Origin of the sequence: Mycobacterium gordonae (genome assembly GCF_017086405.1) — a bacterium.
Classification (GTDB): Bacteria; Actinomycetota; Actinomycetes; order Mycobacteriales; family Mycobacteriaceae; genus Mycobacterium; species Mycobacterium gordonae_D.
On the sequence record NZ_CP070973.1, the window covers coordinates 88,773 to 103,110 of the forward strand.

Annotated in this window: 16 protein-coding genes and 1 pseudogene; 5 read left to right on the forward strand and 12 right to left on the reverse strand. The window is 66.3% G+C overall.

The genetic code is table 11. The features are described from left to right. Positions 1–11: 11 nt before the first annotated feature. The 6 genes and pseudogenes from JX552_RS33080 to JX552_RS31625 all read right to left on the reverse strand — a co-directional run bounded on the left by JX552_RS33080 (position 12) and on the right by JX552_RS31625 (position 4,851). On the reverse strand, positions 12–1,373 hold the full coding sequence (locus JX552_RS33080) for a PE family protein (protein WP_205875591.1): 1,362 nt from the start codon (positions 1,371–1,373) through the stop codon (positions 12–14). A 46-nt stretch (positions 1,374–1,419) separates the two neighbouring features. Continuing rightward, a pseudogene (locus tag JX552_RS00410) lies at positions 1,420–1,851 on the reverse strand (SDR family NAD(P)-dependent oxidoreductase); the annotation flags it as partial. Between the two features lie 178 nt (positions 1,852–2,029). Continuing rightward, positions 2,030–3,586: an MFS transporter gene (locus JX552_RS00415; RefSeq protein ID WP_205875593.1), complete on the reverse strand. Its 1,557-nt coding sequence runs from the start codon at positions 3,584–3,586 to the stop codon at positions 2,030–2,032. Between the two features lie 78 nt (positions 3,587–3,664). Then, positions 3,665–4,276: a TetR/AcrR family transcriptional regulator gene (locus JX552_RS00420; protein ID WP_205875594.1), complete on the reverse strand. Its 612-nt coding sequence runs from the start codon at positions 4,274–4,276 to the stop codon at positions 3,665–3,667. Between the two features lie 45 nt (positions 4,277–4,321). After that, positions 4,322–4,531 (reverse strand): hypothetical protein, encoded by a 210-nt coding sequence (locus JX552_RS31620; protein ID WP_241010792.1) that lies wholly within the window; start codon positions 4,529–4,531, stop codon positions 4,322–4,324. 26 nt (positions 4,532–4,557) lie between these two features. Further along, on the reverse strand, positions 4,558–4,851 hold the full coding sequence (locus JX552_RS31625; protein ID WP_241010793.1) for a DUF2231 domain-containing protein: 294 nt from the start codon (positions 4,849–4,851) through the stop codon (positions 4,558–4,560). A 380-nt stretch (positions 4,852–5,231) separates the two neighbouring features. On the opposite strand from JX552_RS31625, the gene JX552_RS00430 reads away from it, so the two are divergent. Further along, positions 5,232–5,684 carry a PaaI family thioesterase gene (locus JX552_RS00430; protein WP_346779296.1) on the forward strand — a complete coding sequence of 151 codons (453 nt, stop codon included), beginning with the start codon at positions 5,232–5,234 and terminating at the stop codon, positions 5,682–5,684. A gap of 4 nt (positions 5,685–5,688) precedes the next feature. On the opposite strand, the gene JX552_RS00435 is transcribed toward JX552_RS00430, so the two are convergent. The 3 genes from JX552_RS00435 to JX552_RS00445 form a co-directional block, all read right to left on the reverse strand. Next, positions 5,689–6,573 (reverse strand): amidohydrolase family protein, encoded by an 885-nt coding sequence (locus JX552_RS00435; protein WP_205875595.1) that lies wholly within the window; start codon positions 6,571–6,573, stop codon positions 5,689–5,691. Between the two features lie 46 nt (positions 6,574–6,619). Continuing rightward, positions 6,620–6,937: a protein UsfY gene (usfY, locus tag JX552_RS00440; protein ID WP_241010795.1), complete on the reverse strand. Its 318-nt coding sequence runs from the start codon at positions 6,935–6,937 to the stop codon at positions 6,620–6,622. 104 nt (positions 6,938–7,041) lie between these two features. Continuing rightward, on the reverse strand, positions 7,042–7,785 hold the full coding sequence (locus JX552_RS00445; RefSeq protein WP_205875596.1) for a 3-oxoacyl-ACP reductase family protein: 744 nt from the start codon (positions 7,783–7,785) through the stop codon (positions 7,042–7,044). A 141-nt stretch (positions 7,786–7,926) separates the two neighbouring features. On the opposite strand from JX552_RS00445, the gene JX552_RS00450 reads away from it, so the two are divergent. Then, positions 7,927–8,667 (forward strand): SDR family NAD(P)-dependent oxidoreductase, encoded by a 741-nt coding sequence (locus tag JX552_RS00450; RefSeq protein WP_205875597.1) that lies wholly within the window; start codon positions 7,927–7,929, stop codon positions 8,665–8,667. Between the two features lie 4 nt (positions 8,668–8,671). On the opposite strand, the gene JX552_RS00455 is transcribed toward JX552_RS00450, so the two are convergent. Continuing rightward, on the reverse strand, positions 8,672–9,352 hold the full coding sequence (locus JX552_RS00455) for an LppU/SCO3897 family protein (RefSeq protein WP_205875598.1): 681 nt from the start codon (positions 9,350–9,352) through the stop codon (positions 8,672–8,674). Between the two features lie 151 nt (positions 9,353–9,503). Next, on the reverse strand, positions 9,504–9,860 hold the full coding sequence (locus tag JX552_RS00460; protein WP_205875599.1) for a hypothetical protein: 357 nt from the start codon (positions 9,858–9,860) through the stop codon (positions 9,504–9,506). A gap of 703 nt (positions 9,861–10,563) precedes the next feature. Between JX552_RS00460 and JX552_RS00465 the strand changes: the two genes are divergently transcribed. The 3 genes from JX552_RS00465 to JX552_RS00475 are packed head-to-tail and all read left to right on the forward strand — an operon-like array spanning position 10,564 to position 13,096. Beyond that, complete coding sequence (locus JX552_RS00465; RefSeq protein ID WP_205875600.1) at positions 10,564–11,301, forward strand: hypothetical protein; 738 nt, start codon at positions 10,564–10,566, stop codon at positions 11,299–11,301. Then, positions 11,298–11,756 (forward strand): hypothetical protein, encoded by a 459-nt coding sequence (locus JX552_RS00470; protein WP_205875601.1) that lies wholly within the window; start codon positions 11,298–11,300, stop codon positions 11,754–11,756. The genes JX552_RS00465 and JX552_RS00470 overlap by 4 nt, the downstream gene beginning before the upstream one ends. Beyond that, positions 11,756–13,096 carry a cytochrome P450 gene (locus JX552_RS00475; RefSeq protein WP_205875602.1) on the forward strand — a complete coding sequence of 447 codons (1,341 nt, stop codon included), beginning with the start codon at positions 11,756–11,758 and terminating at the stop codon, positions 13,094–13,096. Before JX552_RS00470 ends, JX552_RS00475 begins: the two co-directional genes overlap by 1 nt. On the opposite strand, the gene JX552_RS00480 is transcribed toward JX552_RS00475, so the two are convergent. Beyond that, on the reverse strand, positions 13,069–14,220 hold the full coding sequence (locus tag JX552_RS00480; protein ID WP_205875603.1) for a glycosyltransferase: 1,152 nt from the start codon (positions 14,218–14,220) through the stop codon (positions 13,069–13,071). The two genes, JX552_RS00475 and JX552_RS00480, sit on opposite strands and share 28 nt — an antisense overlap. Positions 14,221–14,338 lie beyond the last annotated feature (118 nt).

Genomic DNA, 14,338 nt, shown 5'->3' on the forward strand with positions numbered 1-14,338 from the left:
GAGACGCGAATCTACGCAGGCGTCAGCCCCGGCGCCCCGTTAGGCCCGAACAGGAAGTAGGCGCCGAATCCCCCGGGTGCTCCAATGCCCGGTGTAGCGCCGATGCCGCCGTTGCCGCCGTGGCCACCGATCCCGAACAGGAAGCCGCCATACCCGCCCTGGCCGCCGTTGCCGCCAAAGGCCAGGTTGGCGGCACCGAAGCCATTGCCGCCGGCGCCGCCTAGCCCGAAGATGATGCCACCGAGGCCGCCCAGGCCGCCGACCCCGCCCCGGCCTCCGGCATCCGCGGACCCGCCGTTACCGCCGGCCCCGCCTACGCCGAAGTAGGCACCGCCGTCACCCCCGTAGCCACCGGGCCCGCCTGTCCCGGTACCGAGCGAAGCGCCACCGGCCCCGCCTGCACCGCCGAAGCCGAGCCACTGGCCGGCGCCGCTGCCGCCCTGACCGCCCTGCCCTCCGGTGGTGGCGCCGGCGGCGTCTCCACCGGCACCACCGTCGGCGCCCGTGCTGATCACGTTGAACAGGACGTTGCCGCTGCCGCCAGTACCGCCCATGCCAGGGACTCCGCCGTTGAACGGGGTGGCTCCACCGGCGCCACCGGTGCCGCCCGCGCCGTAGAGCAGGCCGAGGCCGTCGCCACCGTAACCACCCCACCCGGCAACGAATCCCCTTCCGCCGGCGCCGCCGACGCCGCCGTTGCCGAACAGGAGCCCGCCGCTACCGCCGTTGCCGCCATCGCCGGCGACCCCGGTGCCGCCTGCTCCGCCGACGCCGCCCGCGCCGCCGCTGCCGAACAGGCCGACGGCGTTGCCGCCGCTACCGCCCCAGCCGGCAAAGCCGTTGGGAACGGCACCACCGGCGCCGCCCCGGCCGCCGTTACCGAACAAGAACCCGCCGTCGCCGCCGCCCCCGCCGTTCTGCCCGGCCGCACCCGACCCGCCGTTGCCGCCGTTGCCCCACAGCAAGCCGCCGTTCTGTCCCCTGGCACCGGTTCCGTCGACGCCGTCGCGGCCGTCGCCGATCAGTGGGCGCCCCAGGAATGTCTCCGCGACCCCGTTGATCTGATTGAGCAGATTCTGCAGCGGGTTGGCGTTGGCGGCCTCGGCACTGGCATAGGAGCCGGCGCCGGCTGTCAGCAGCTGCACGAACTGCTGGTGGAACTCCGCCGCCCCGGCGCTGACCGCCTGATAGGCCCGGGCATGTTCGTTGAACATCGCCGCGACAGCAGCCGACACCTCGTCGCCCCCAGCCGCCAGCAAGGCCGAGGTCGGGCCCGCCGCAGCCCCGTTGGCAGCGCCGATCGAAGAAGCGATGTCGCCCAGATTTGAGGCCGCCGCCGTCAAGAATTCCGGAACCGCAATGACAAAGGACATTTCGACCTCCGAACCGACGCGGTCACCGCCCGTGTGTCACCGCATGTCAGGAAATCGTATGGCGGTCCCGCGCGAAATTCCGCAGCAACTTCCTCAGCGCCGCATCGATGCCGTCACGCGACCCAGAATTGACGACCTGACCCGGCGGGGAAGCAGTGCCAGGGAAGCCGTCAAGAACTTCGCCTGCACACCCGGCACCACTGTCACCCACCGCCCGAGTGCCGACCACATCGCCCTGGCCACCGTCTCGGGTGCGGCAGCCGACTAACGTCAGGCCCGCACGCGCCGCCAAACCGATGTGTACCGGCCCGGGCGCCACCGACAGCACGTCGACGCCGCGTGGCCCGAGTTCACGGTGCAGACCCTCGGCGAAGTTCTGGACGCAGGCTTTGGATGCCGCCTGGGTCGCCTGGCCCGGCACCGCTTGCCAGCCGAGGATGGAGCCGAACAACACGATCCCGCCGCGCCGCTGAGCGGTCGTGCGAGCGGCGGACCATCGGGCCGCTCGGCGACGGCGGCGACGTTGCCGGCGATCATCTCCGGCTCGTCTGCGGGGTCCGAATCGTGCACCGGGGCAACATGTTTGGTACCCGCCCGCCCGATCCCGTCACTGGCGCCGGTCACCACCACCCACGGTCGGTACTTCTCGCGCTTGGTCATGCCCGGCTTCCGGTCGGGTGGGCCGGCAGCACGGCGAGCACGAACAACGCTCCGGCCAGGCAGACCGCTGCGGCGGTCAGGCAGCCGGCACTCATGCCCGACAGGAATGCATCGCTGACCGTCGCGCGGACAGTACCCGCGATCGGAGCCGGAGATTGGCCCGCCACGGCCAGCCCCTGCGCCAGGCCGTCCTGCGCAGCGGATTGGGCCGCGCGCGGTAGCTCCTGCAGCGCTTGGCTTTCGGTGAGGTGACGGATATAGAGAGTAGAGAACACGCTGCCGATGACCGCGACGCCGAGGGTGCCGCCTACCTGACGGGTGGCGTCGTTGACGGCCGACCCGGCACCGGCCTGCTCGGGCCGGACCACTCCCATGATGGAGTCGGTAGCCGGCGCGGTGGTCAGGCCCAACCCGCCGCCCAGCAGCACCATCTGTGCGGCCATCTCCAGATAACTGACACTCAAGTCGCACGTGCTGATCCAGGCAAAGGACGCGGCCATCATCAGGAGTCCAAGGAAAACAACCACTTTGGTGCCGATTCGACTGACTGCGAGCCTGGTGCCCAGAACCGATCCGACGGCGATCGACAGAGCGACCGGCAAGATCCGCACGCCGGTGCCCAGCGGCCCGAATCCTTGAAGCTGCTGCATGAACTGGGTGATCAGAAAGATGAACCCGAACAGGGCGAAGAATGCCACCGTGACCGCCCCACTTGCCGCGCTGAACCGCAGATTGGTGAACAACATGACGTCGATGAGCGGGTCGCGCTGCCGTCGCTCCCACAGGGCAAAGCCCACGCCTGCCGCCAAAGCCAGAGCGAAGCCGCCCAGCGTCCGCGCGGAACTCCACCCCTGTTCCGGCGCTTCGATGATGGTGTAGACCAGGGCGCCCAGCATCACCACCGAGAGCAGCAGCCCGCCCCGGTCGAGGCGCGAGTCGGGGTCGGGTTTGGAGGCGGGGATGACGACGGGCGCAGCGAGCGCCGCCGCGAGGGCGATAGGCGCCAGCGCCAGGAAAAGGCTGCCCCACCAGAACATTTCGAGCAGCGCGCCGCCGAGGATCGGGCCCACCGCCACTCCCAGGCCGGTGACCGCGCCCCATAGCCCGATCGCGACCGCCCGCTGACGAGGCTCCCGGAAGGTGTCGGTGATGATGGCCAGCGTGGTCGGATAGATCAGCGCCGATGCCACGCCCATCACCACCCGCATCGCGGTCAGAGATCCCGTCGTGGTGCACAGCGCCGCGCCCACGCTGCTCAGCGCGAAGAGGACGAGCCCGCCGATCAGCGTCCCGCGGCGCCCGAACTTGTCCCCGATGGTGCCACCGGCCAGCACCAGCGCGGCGAACGCCAGATTGTAAGCGTCGACAATCCATTGCAGGCCGCGCGTCGAGGCACCAAGCGCCGAATTAAGGGTTGGCAGTGCGACATTGACGATCGTGGTTTCCACATTGATCGCCAGGGACGCCACCAGGACGACAGCCAGGATAGCGGCGGGACGGACCCGCGCCGGCGGGGGCTTGATATCGGAACGTTCGGGGGTGTTGATGGTCATCGGGCGTCCGCCTTATGTTGACAGCAGTAACATCGGCAAGCATGCCAGCGTAAGTTATCGCTGTCAACATGGCGGGGTCTAGCGGATACCGTCCTGGACGACGTCGAGGAGGCGGTCGGTGATCAACTGCTTGCGGTCGGCGTCCGCTGCGGCCAGTGGTCCGTCGAGGTATAGCGAGGACAGGCCGTGCACGGCCGCCCATGCGGCTTCGTCGAGTCCGTCGCGCCGGCTCGGCGTGAGGACGCCGGTGGCGACGAGATCGTCGATGCAGCCACTGAGAATCTGGAACGGATGACGGTCGAGTGCTACGACCGGGTCGGTCTGTTGTGGTCCGCCAGGGGCGAATGCCGTTCGGAACAAGCCAGGTTCGGCCAGGGCGAAATCCACATAGGCCTGCCCGGTGGCCCGCAACCGTGCCACGGCACGCCGATTGCGCGGGCCGCGATTGGGCACCGAGGCGATCGACTCCACCATCGCCTCGCCCAGCAGTGTCATCGCGTACACCTGGACCGCCCCCAACAACGCCTGCCGGTCCGAATAGTGGCGGTAGGCGGCGGCGTTACTCACTCCGGCCGCGCGCTGCACGTCGCGTAACACGACCGCGTCGGGCCCGCCGGCCCGGGCCAGCGTCACGGCATGATCCAGCAGTGCCTGCCGCAGGTTGCCGTGGTGGTACGAGCCGGATGCCATGTTGACAAGTTTTACATCCAAAGGGTTCGCAAACCGGCGCTTACCTCACGCGGCGCGCCGGTACTCCGCCGTGCTGCGGTTGGTCACCGCACGTAGTGGTTGCCAGCGGAACATGCCGGCGCCTTGCGAATAAGAGAGGTGACCGCCGAGGGCGCCGCCGACACCGATCGCGGTCAACCCCAGCAGGGTGAACAGGCGGGCCGCCCGGCACCGGCCTTTGCGATAGGCCCGGTAGGACAGCGAGAATATAACCACACCAACACCATTGGATGCAGCGTGGACTAGGCCCACCCGGCCAGCACGGTGGGCGGCGGCGCAGCGAGCCCGGTGGCGACGAGCCGGCGGGCTGCCGTGGTGTCCCCGAAGACGATGTCCAGGACGGCCGAGGTCATCCAGGCGCCGATCGGCAGCGTGATCAACAGTGGGTGCACCGGGTGCCCGAGCCACGAGCCGCGCAGGGCTCCCGCCAGGCCGTGACGGCCCAGCACTTGTTCGGCGATATGGGAGGCTGTCTCGGTCGTTCCGTCGAGAACCTCGAACTCCTCGACACGGCTCAGGGCACCATGCAGGTTCATCGCGGTGGTCTACCCGGTTGCGTGACGTCCAATCAGCGGCCCTAGATCGGAGCCTGTTTCAGGACAGGGATCGTTCCGTAGTCCGGAACGATGCGACGTCACCCGATGCCGAGTTGCCGAAGTAACGGTTAAACGACACCAGACCGGGGCAAGCTGATGACCACTTCGACATCCCCAGCGGCAAGAGGGATTTCGTGACGGGACGACGATGAGCGCCACCACTGGTTTGGGTAGCTCCATCGCCGGCCAGTTGAGCGGCCCGCTGGCAGTGGTCGCAGGCTTCGCCCGGATGGCGGCCCTGACCGGCAAGGCGCTTTCTCGCCGACGTCCGGGATGCCCGACCATCCGCGCCCGGGGGCGGGTGTGCGACGATCGACGATGTGACCGACTCTGTCGTCGAGATGATGAATACCGCTCTGTCATCGACCATCCCGATCGCCGAACACATGGGTGTCCGGATCGTCGAGGCTCGGCGCGGTTTCGCCGCTGCCAGCGTTCCGGTCGAGGGCAACGGCAACCACTTCGGTGTCATCTACGCCGGCGTTCAATTCACCGTCGCTGAAGTGCTGGGCGGCATCATCGCGCTGTCCACCTTCGATGCGAGCAAGTATTTCCCACTGGTGAAGAACGTCGACATCTCGTTTAAGGCGATGGCCAGCACCCCGCTGCGGGCGGAGGCGCAGCTGGACGAGGAGACCATTGCACGCGTGGAAGCCGAGGCCGCTGAGCGGGGCAAGTCCGACTACATACTGGACGCGGTCGTCACCGATGCCAACGGCACTGTGGTGGCGAAGACCCACGGGCTTTATCAGCTGCGCGCACATCGCAGCTGACGTGTTATCGCGTGTCGAGCTGGAAAAGGCGAGCGGCGTTGTCGTGCAGTACTTTTCGTAGCCATTCGTCGTCGACACCCGGCAGACGCGTCAGGACGCGCATCGCCTCGATGAAGCCGTAGGGGATGTTCGGAAAGTCGCTGCCGAACAGGATGCGGTCGGCATGCGCGCGTAGCCGCCCGTGCTCAGAGCGCGGAAACGGCATCGTCTCTTCGATGAACGGCGTGAAAGCCATGGTGGTGTCGAGTCGTACCTCTGGATAACGCTCGACCAGGCCGAGGAAATCGCCGTACTCGGGCATGCCCATGTGCGCGACGATCAGACGCAGTCGAGGGTGGCGCGCCAGTAACGTCGTGACCGGCCCGGGGCCGGTGTATCTGCCTGGAGCGGGGCCGGACCCGCAGTGCATGACGACCGGAATCGCGGCATCTTCGATGACGCCCCACGCCGGGTCGAGCAACGCGTCGGTGGGATCGTACTGGCCGACCTGAATGTGCGCCTTGAAGACTCTCACGCCCGCGTCGACCGCCCGACAGACGTAGGATTCGACGCCCGGTTCCGGGTATAGCGTTGCCGTGTGCAGGCAGTCCGGCGTGGCAGCGGCGAAGCCGGTCGCCCACTCGTTGAGCCAGGCCGCCATCTGCGGTTTGTGGGGATAGACCAGTGAGGTGAACGCCCGTACCCCGAAGTCGCGTAGCGTCTCCAATCGGCGCTGCTCGTTGGTGCGGTAGGTGACCGGCCAGGTGCGGCCCACCAGTGGCCCGGCTTCGTCGAAGTACTTCCAGACTTTGTCCATGACCGACTTGGGCATGAAATGCGTGTGCACATCGACGATGCCGGGCAGCCCGAGTGCCTGCCACATCTGACGTACGGCTTCAGTCTCATCCATCGTCAGCCAGGATGGCAGGCCCCCGGCTGACTGGGACGGGGAGGGCCTACCCGACCGGTCGCAGTGGGCTCACTCGTGGCGGACCGGAATGGGTGGCATGCCAATCGCGTTCGACGCGCATGACGCGATGGTGCTCCACCGCCAGCCAGGCGAGGCCTCCGGCGATCGCCAGCACGGCGACCACGCCACACGTGAGCAGCCACTCGTGGTGCCGGTAGGCCGCCGCCGCCACACCGGCGGCGAGTGAGATCACACCGAGCACGATCGACGAGATACCCGGCCAGCTGTAGCGGTCGATGAAGTATTCGCCGGTGTGTGGGCAGGTGGTGCGGAAATGGTCAGTGGGATCTTTGGTGCTGCACATGATTACCTCCGTGGTTGTGCTCTTTCGAAGAGGTACTCACCGTGCGGCAGGCCACCAACCCCCGTCCGAGTGATCTGTCGGGTGACCGCGAATCGGTTGCGCCGTCAGACCGTGAAACCGCCGTCGACGTTGATGTTAGCTCCGGTGATGTACCCGGCCTCGGGGCCGGACAGGAAGCTCACCATAGCGGCGACGTCGGAGGTGTGGCCGTAGCGTCCGAGCGCGGAAACCAGCTTGAGGCTCTCGGCGAACTCGCCTTCGGCGGGATTCATTGCGGTGTCGATCGGGCCGGGTTGAACGTTGTTGACCGTGATACCGCGCGGGCCGAGCTCACGCGCCAGTCCACGGGTGAAAGACGACACCGCGCCTTTGGTCAGCGCGTACACCGAAAGCCCGGGCCCGGGTACTCGGTCGGCGTTGATGCTGCCGATGTTGATGATCCGCGCGCCCTCGCCGAGATGCGCGACAGCGCTGCGCACGGTCCAGTACACGCCACCGATGTTGACGGCGACGACGCGGTCGAACTGCTCGGCGGGAAACTCGTCGATCGGGGCCAGGTAGGCGGTACCGGCGTTGTTGACCAGCACGTCCAGGCCGCCGAGTTCGGTCACCGCCTGTTCGACGGCCGTCGAGATCTGGCCCGGATCGGCCGCGTCGGCCTGTATGGCAACTGCCTTGCCTCCGTTGTCCGCCACTTCAGCGACGAGCTTCTCGGCGTCGCTCGCCGACGCCGCGTAGGTGAACGCCACCGTGGCACCGTCCGCGGTGAGCCGCCGCACGATCTGGGCACCGATGCCGCGGGAGCCTCCGGTGACAAGCGCCCGCTTTCCAGCCAAAGTCATGCTCATCTCGGGGAACCTTTCTGTCGCTCACGAACCGCCTCGTTACTCGGTAGGCAAGTCTGTGGTCGCCGGATTCATTCCCGTCGAACGTCGGGCCAGTCACCCCTGCGGCACAATGCATGGTGATCGTCGGTCGAAAGGTGCTCAATGACAACGTTTGAAGGCAAGGTCGCGTTCGTCACCGGCGCATCCTCGGGCCTGGGCGCAGAAACGGCGCGACTCCTTTCCCGCAGGGGCGCAGCTGTTTTCGGTATCGCGCGGGACGCCGCCAAACTCAACGCGGTGTTCGCCGACATCGCCGAGGGCGCCGGTGTTCCCGCGGACGTGACAGACCCGGCAGCCTGCCGCAGTGCCGTGGCACAGTGCATCGCACGATTCGGCGCCATCGATGTGCTGATCAATATCGCAGGGCATCATCAGATGCGCCGCACCGACTCGATGACCGACGACGAATGGGCGCACGACCTGGCGGTCAACCTCAACGGCCCATTCTACCTATGTCGGGCGGCGCTACCGCATCTGCTGGACCGCGGCGGCAACATCGTCAACGTCGCCTCCATCGCCGGTGTCGAAGGCCAGGCGTATTCAGCCGGCTACTGCTCGGCCAAGCACGGCTTGATCGGACTGTCCCGCGCGCTCGCTGTCGAGTACACAGCAGATCGCTTGCGCGTCAACGCCGTTTGCCCCGGCGGCATGTTGACGCCGCAGATAGAGCAGTTCAGCGCCCCGGAAAACCCGAACTTTGACTTGATCCTTCGCTCGGCAGCACCGCGCGGCATGATGCAGCCTGTCGACGTGGCCAACGTCATCGCGTTCCTCGCCAGCGACGACGCCGCGGCCGTTCACGGCGCCGTGTACCGCGTGGACAACGGAAAGGGCGCGGGCTGAGCCGTTACCCGCTGCGCTCGAGGACGTCCATGCAGTACGTCAGTGGCGGCTCAGGAAAGTTCACCACCTGCTGATCCCCGCCGCACAACCCGGGGTCGTCGACCCCGTCACGTCGGAGCGCCACCCGGAAGGTGGGGTCGCTGGACAGCGCTCCGGGCGTGCAGGCGGTTGACGCGAACATGTGCGAAATCAGCGCCTGGTGATAGCAACTGCCGATGGTCAGGTTGTCTTCCAGACACAGGCCGCTGCCGCCGCCCTCCAGAGTTCCGTAATTGTCGTTGGGGCAGTTCTTGGCGCCCTTGTACTTCTTCGCGACCTTTGACAGCGCGGTTTGGGAGGAGCAGGGCTCCACGTGCACGTCGCTCGGCTTCACCATGATTCCTGCTTTGGCGAGGTTGAGGCAGGTGCCAACCGCATAGTCGAAGCCGCTACTGCCGGACGGGCGATCGTCATGTCGGTGCGTCACCGCATGCAGTCCAACCTTCGCGGCGATCACCAGGACCACGGCACCCAGGGCCGCGCCGATGCGCTTGCCTACCCCACCCTTCTTGGGCGTGATGGGTGCCGGAGGTGGCGGCGCGTACTGAGGCCCAGGCGGCGCATAGCCGCCGGGCGGGGGTGGCGGATACCCGCCGGCCGGAGGTTGGTGGTTCGCAGGTGCGATGTTGTTGTCGTTACCCGTCATGCGTAGCCCCTTGTGCCAAGTCGACGAACGCCCTGCCGCCCGTCCGGATGGAGCCTAATTGGCCGGCGGCAGCATATTCCGCACAAGTTCGGCGCCGGGCGGCGGCGGCGCCGGGCGGACCTGGGCAGGCCGCCACCGACGTTGCGAAGCGTTATCGCCGATAGAACACATCACCTTCGACGGTGATCGTCGACTGGTCGACCCAGAGGACATTGAAGTAGATCGGTGCCGGTCGACGGGTCTGGCTGCTCACGATGGTCAGGATTCCTCCCCGGGAGGACGGGTTCCAACTGCACGGGCCCGACGTGGTCGGCACTCCCGCGCCGTTGGCCAGCGAGCACCCGCGCTGGCTCACCAACAGTTGCTCTGACCCAGTGCCTGTCGTCCAGAAGCCAACGGGTGCCGACGCTTCCGCATGCGCTACCCCGGTCGAGGTGGCGAACATCCCGATCGCCAAACCGGTCGCGGCGATCAACTTTCCTACGTTCGAGACCTGACGGTTCGTCATCGCGACTCCTGTGCTGCTGGAAGGGCTCGGGAAGAGCTCGGGAAGGGCTCGTGGAGAGATTCCCGAACACCGCTGGGGGGAACCTTGGACTTTTCTTGGAAGCCGGCGGCGCGAACATTGTCGGCGTGCCGGTTCAGTGTCCATCGCCTGGACCTGAAATGGGGCCCACAGCAATCGGAAAACTCCTCGTAACGACTGGCGAAGCATGCCGATTTCGACGCGACGTCCAATGTCATTCATTCGGACATCAAATCGCCGTATTGAAATCTGCCGATGACACAAATTGGTGTCACCGTGGTGGACATCAAACGGGTGCGTACCCATGCTGAGTGGGGCCGCTGCGGATCGCTGACGAAAGCGCAAAAACCCTTTGAACTGGGTATTCACCGACGCGACAACCCGACTCGGCGGCATCTGGCCGGCGCCTCCGGCCGGCGCCCAATATCTGTGCCACGGCCCTTTGCATTCAATTGCGAGGGTGATCCGTTGCCGCACTTTTCCGACACCCCAAACTATTGCCACACAGGTCTTGAATACCTAGCATATGGGACTTATCGGTAGCAAACTCAATGGACGGGGTCTCCAATTGGCGACGCAAGGTAGCCTCGAACAATCGCGACCCAGTGGTGAGGGAGCGGCGGCGCGCGCCATGCGTGTAACAGCGAAACGCCCGGCCCGGCTGACTCCAGAGCGATCGACTCCCGTGCAACGCGATTCGGCATCGGCACGCATCGTCCGTCGCGTACATCTGAACTCGGGATCACTCGGACCTGGCCAGCGCAGGGCGCTGGTGGACGTCCTCTACGACATCTACCGCCAATCCGCACGGGGTTGCAGCCGGGATGATTTCGCGGCCGTGGTGTTCAGCGCCGGTGACGGGCGTTTCGTCCTTTTCTACGATGAGCGTGACCAGTGTGCCGGCTTCTCATACGTCGCGTTCGACCATCTCGAGTGCGAGAACATCGCGGTCATCAACGCCGGCGTGTTCTTCCGGCCGGGCTATCGTGGCGGCGCGCTGGCCGGGCTCTTCGGGTTGGGGCAGGCCCTCCGTTTCAAGCTTCGTTCGCCGCGCACCCCGCTGGCATATGCCACTCGAAGCTCTTCGCCGGCGGTCTATCGTCTGCTGGCTTCCACCATGCCGCGGTTATACCCCAGCCGCAGCTACTCGACGCCGCCGGAGGTGGAGAGGTTGGCGATGGCGGTCAGCAGTCGCAGGCACTACCAGCCGATTGGCGCTGATCCCTGGGTTGTGCGTTCGGACGCTGTGCCGCTGGATGTTTCGCGAATGCAACGGATGAGCGGCGACCCGGATGTGCGCTTCTACACCGCGATGGCACCCGGTTGGGCAGCGGGCGAAGCGGTGGTGGTATGGATACCTCTCGATGCGGCGAACATCCTTGCCGGTGTGCTGCGGCTGGTGCGGGCACGGCTGGCGCGATGAGCACAATGTCCACCTGCGCATCGTTGGTGCGACGCGTACGACGGCCGGTCCTCGTTGCCATGGGCACTGGTGCGCTGTACGGATGCTGGTCAGGGGCGGCTCATCACCGCTTCGGGGTTCGAATTGCGTTGCACGCCGGGTTGGCTCAGTTCATGCTCAGCGCCGCTACCACCTTGGTGCTGACGGCGGTGCTGGAACGGGTGTTCAGGTTGCCCGCCAAACCCCGCCATGGTTTCTGGCTCGCCCCCCTGGTGACGACGGCGCTGGCCACGGTATGGCTGGTAGTGGGCAATGCGCTCGCCGGCACCCCGCATATTGCCATCGCCATCGCGCCCTCGGTGATCGTCGGTGGCGCGGCCTGCTTCGCCTACACGCGCACCCTGCTAAACGACGCCGTGCGGTCTGCTCCCGAATGTGCGCCCGATTATCGAAATTCGTACCAGGAAGGCGGCTAATGGCGGCACAAGCGACGACGGATACAGTGCTGCGGCCGCCGGTGGTGCCGATACCAGGATTGATTGTCGCGGTGGCATTTCTGACCGCTCGCAGGGCTGCCGTCAAGGCTTTGGGCCGCCGTTACGGCGATGCCTTCACGGTGCGGCTACCGATCGTCGGTCAGGTGACGGTCTTCGGTCACCCGGCGGTGATCAAAGACGTGTTGAGCACCAAGGATGATCTGATCGTGCCGGCCTCCCACGTGGGCTCGGTGTTCGGTCCGGGCTCGACGGTGAATTTGCACGGTGCCGAGCTCCGGCAACGTCGACGGTTGCTGTTGCCGATATTCCACGGAAGACGCATGAGCGCCTACGAGTCCGTCGTGGTGGAAGAGGTGCTGCGCGAGACCGCTGGCTGGGTGGAAGGCCAGGCCTTCGCCACCTTGCCATCGATGACTCGAATAACACTGAACGCCATCTTGCGAGCCGTATTCGGCGCTGAGGGAGACGAATTCGAGGAACTGCGCGAGTCGTTGCCCGCAATGGTGGCGCTCGGCTCACGGCTGGCCTTGTTGCCGTTGTGGGCCCGCCGTGATTTAGGGCGGTGGAGCCCGGGAGGACGCTTCGCGCGTCAGCGTCGCCGCTACGACCTGGTCATCGAGCAGCTGATAGCCAAGGCACGTGCCGACCCGAACTTCGATGACCGCAACGACGTGCTGTCGCTGCTGCTGGCGGCTCGCTACGAAGACGGCCGGTCGATGACCGCGGACCATATCGCTGATGAGCTCTTCACGCTGCTGGCAGCCGGTCACGAGACCACCAGTGCCACACTGGCCTGGGCCGTCGAACGGTTGCGGCGTCACCCGCAGTTACTGGCCCGGCTGGTCGCTGAAGCGGACGGTGACGAAACGCGTCTACTGCAGGCCACGGTGTGGGAAGTGCAGCGCACGCACCCGGTGATCCAGGGTCTGCTGAGGGTCACCCGGGCCCGATTGCGGCTGGGGGAGTGGGTGATTCCGGAGAATCAGCTGGTTGCGGTCAGTATGGTGCTCAGTCACAGCTCGCATCGCAACTTTCCCGATGCAGACGAATTCAATCCCGACCGCTTTGTTGACAATCCGCCCGACACGTCCACATGGGTGCCTTTCGGCGCGGGCATACATCGATGTGTGGGTGCGGCTTTCGCCAACATGGAGATGGTCGTGGTCTTGCGGACGCTGTTGCGGTGCTTCGATTTACGCGCTACCGATGCCGCCGGGGAGTGGAGTCACTACCGTGGTGTCACCAACGCGCCGTTGCGCGGCGGTCGCGCCGTCGTGTTCCGCCGCGCCGCTCACAACCTGGAAGCCCTAGCGAACTGAAGGATCTCGTCCGCGGCGGTCTGGGCGCCGTCGCGCTGGCGAATCTGTCGGCCAAGGCGATCTGCGGCGTCTCGATAGCGCGGATCCTCTAATACCGCGCGTATCGCCGTCCGGATGCGTCGTGTTCTGGCGTGTTTGCTCAGCAGGATCCCGGCGCCCACCTGGTGGAGTGCGGCGCCCACCATCTTCTGGTCTATCAGCGGGTTTGCCGGCAAGACGACCACCGGGACACCGAAACTCAGCGCCCGCATGGTGGTGCTGTGTCCGCCGTGACCGACCACCATAGCCGTGGTGGGCAGCACCTCGTCATGGTCGAGCCAGTCGTGAATCGACGCGTTCGCCGGTACCCGCAATCCCGAGGCGTCGATCGCAGGGCCCACTGTCACCGTCGCGTGTACCGGCAAGGGTGCAACAGCATGGAGAATTCGCCGCAACATACTCCGCTGTCCGGCGATCCCCAAGGTGCTCAGGCTCACCAGGATTCGGGGCACCTCCAGCACCGTGGATTCGGTGGGAACGCCTTGCCACACGACCCCGACATGATGTACTGGTGGTGTGCCGTGGATCGGATCGAGGTCACGGCGGGCGGTAACGATGTGCAGCGCACCGCTGCGCTCTGCGCCCAACGGGTCGACGCCGCGGGCGCGCATCAGCCAGCCGAGTGGTCCACCCGCCTTGTTCTGCACCTGTCGGTAGAAGCAGTGCACAAAGACAACGGTCGCCATGTGCGCGGCGACGACTTCGTCGATGGTGGCCGTCAGCAGCATGTCGATGACGACCACGTCGGCGCCGTAGCGGCATGCCGCGGCTACGACTGCGGCACCGATCCGGCGATCGATCTGCACCTTGGCGATATCGCTGGCCATACGAAGCAATGACCGTTGCCGGGTGGGGTCGAAATCGGTTCTGGTCGGCAATGATTCGAAGCTGAATCCCGCAGCCTCCACTCGATCGCGGATGCCCGGGTGACCGAGAAAGTGGATCCGCGAGCCGCGGGATCGCAGCACCCGGGCAACCGCCAGCTGTGGCGAAATGTTGCCGCCACCGTCGACTGTGACGAACAAGATCTTCACCACGGCTGCTGTGGTTTCCGTGTCGAGAGCGGCGGCAACGGCATTGGTCATGATTAGCACGCGGTGCTGCGTTGGGCCGCCGTTTTTCTCGAGCGCCGCGACGAGGTGCCCGGCGACGAGCGAACTGGCTGAGTTTGATTCCCGGGGCGATGGCTAACGTCGCCGCTGG

Coding starts and splice junctions, on each gene's coding strand:
- JX552_RS33080 (WP_205875591.1), bottom strand. CDS start 1,373: ATGTCCTTTGTCATTGCGGTTCCGGAATTCTTGACGGCGGCGGCCTCA.
- JX552_RS00415 (WP_205875593.1), bottom strand. CDS start 3,586: ATGACCATCAACACCCCCGAACGTTCCGATATCAAGCCCCCGCCGGCG.
- JX552_RS00420 (WP_205875594.1), bottom strand. CDS start 4,276: ATGGCATCCGGCTCGTACCACCACGGCAACCTGCGGCAGGCACTGCTG.
- JX552_RS31625 (WP_241010793.1), bottom strand. CDS start 4,851: ATGAACCTGCATGGTGCCCTGAGCCGTGTCGAGGAGTTCGAGGTTCTC.
- JX552_RS00435 (WP_205875595.1), bottom strand. CDS start 6,573: ATGGATGAGACTGAAGCCGTACGTCAGATGTGGCAGGCACTCGGGCTG.
- usfY (WP_241010795.1), bottom strand. CDS start 6,937: ATGTGCAGCACCAAAGATCCCACTGACCATTTCCGCACCACCTGCCCA.
- JX552_RS00445 (WP_205875596.1), bottom strand. CDS start 7,785: ATGAGCATGACTTTGGCTGGAAAGCGGGCGCTTGTCACCGGAGGCTCC.
- JX552_RS00450 (WP_205875597.1), top strand. CDS start 7,927: ATGACAACGTTTGAAGGCAAGGTCGCGTTCGTCACCGGCGCATCCTCG.
- JX552_RS00455 (WP_205875598.1), bottom strand. CDS start 9,352: ATGACGGGTAACGACAACAACATCGCACCTGCGAACCACCAACCTCCG.
- JX552_RS00460 (WP_205875599.1), bottom strand. CDS start 9,860: ATGACGAACCGTCAGGTCTCGAACGTAGGAAAGTTGATCGCCGCGACC.
- JX552_RS00470 (WP_205875601.1), top strand. CDS start 11,298: ATGAGCACAATGTCCACCTGCGCATCGTTGGTGCGACGCGTACGACGG.
- JX552_RS00475 (WP_205875602.1), top strand. CDS start 11,756: ATGGCGGCACAAGCGACGACGGATACAGTGCTGCGGCCGCCGGTGGTG.
- JX552_RS00480 (WP_205875603.1), bottom strand. CDS start 14,220: ATGACCAATGCCGTTGCCGCCGCTCTCGACACGGAAACCACAGCAGCC.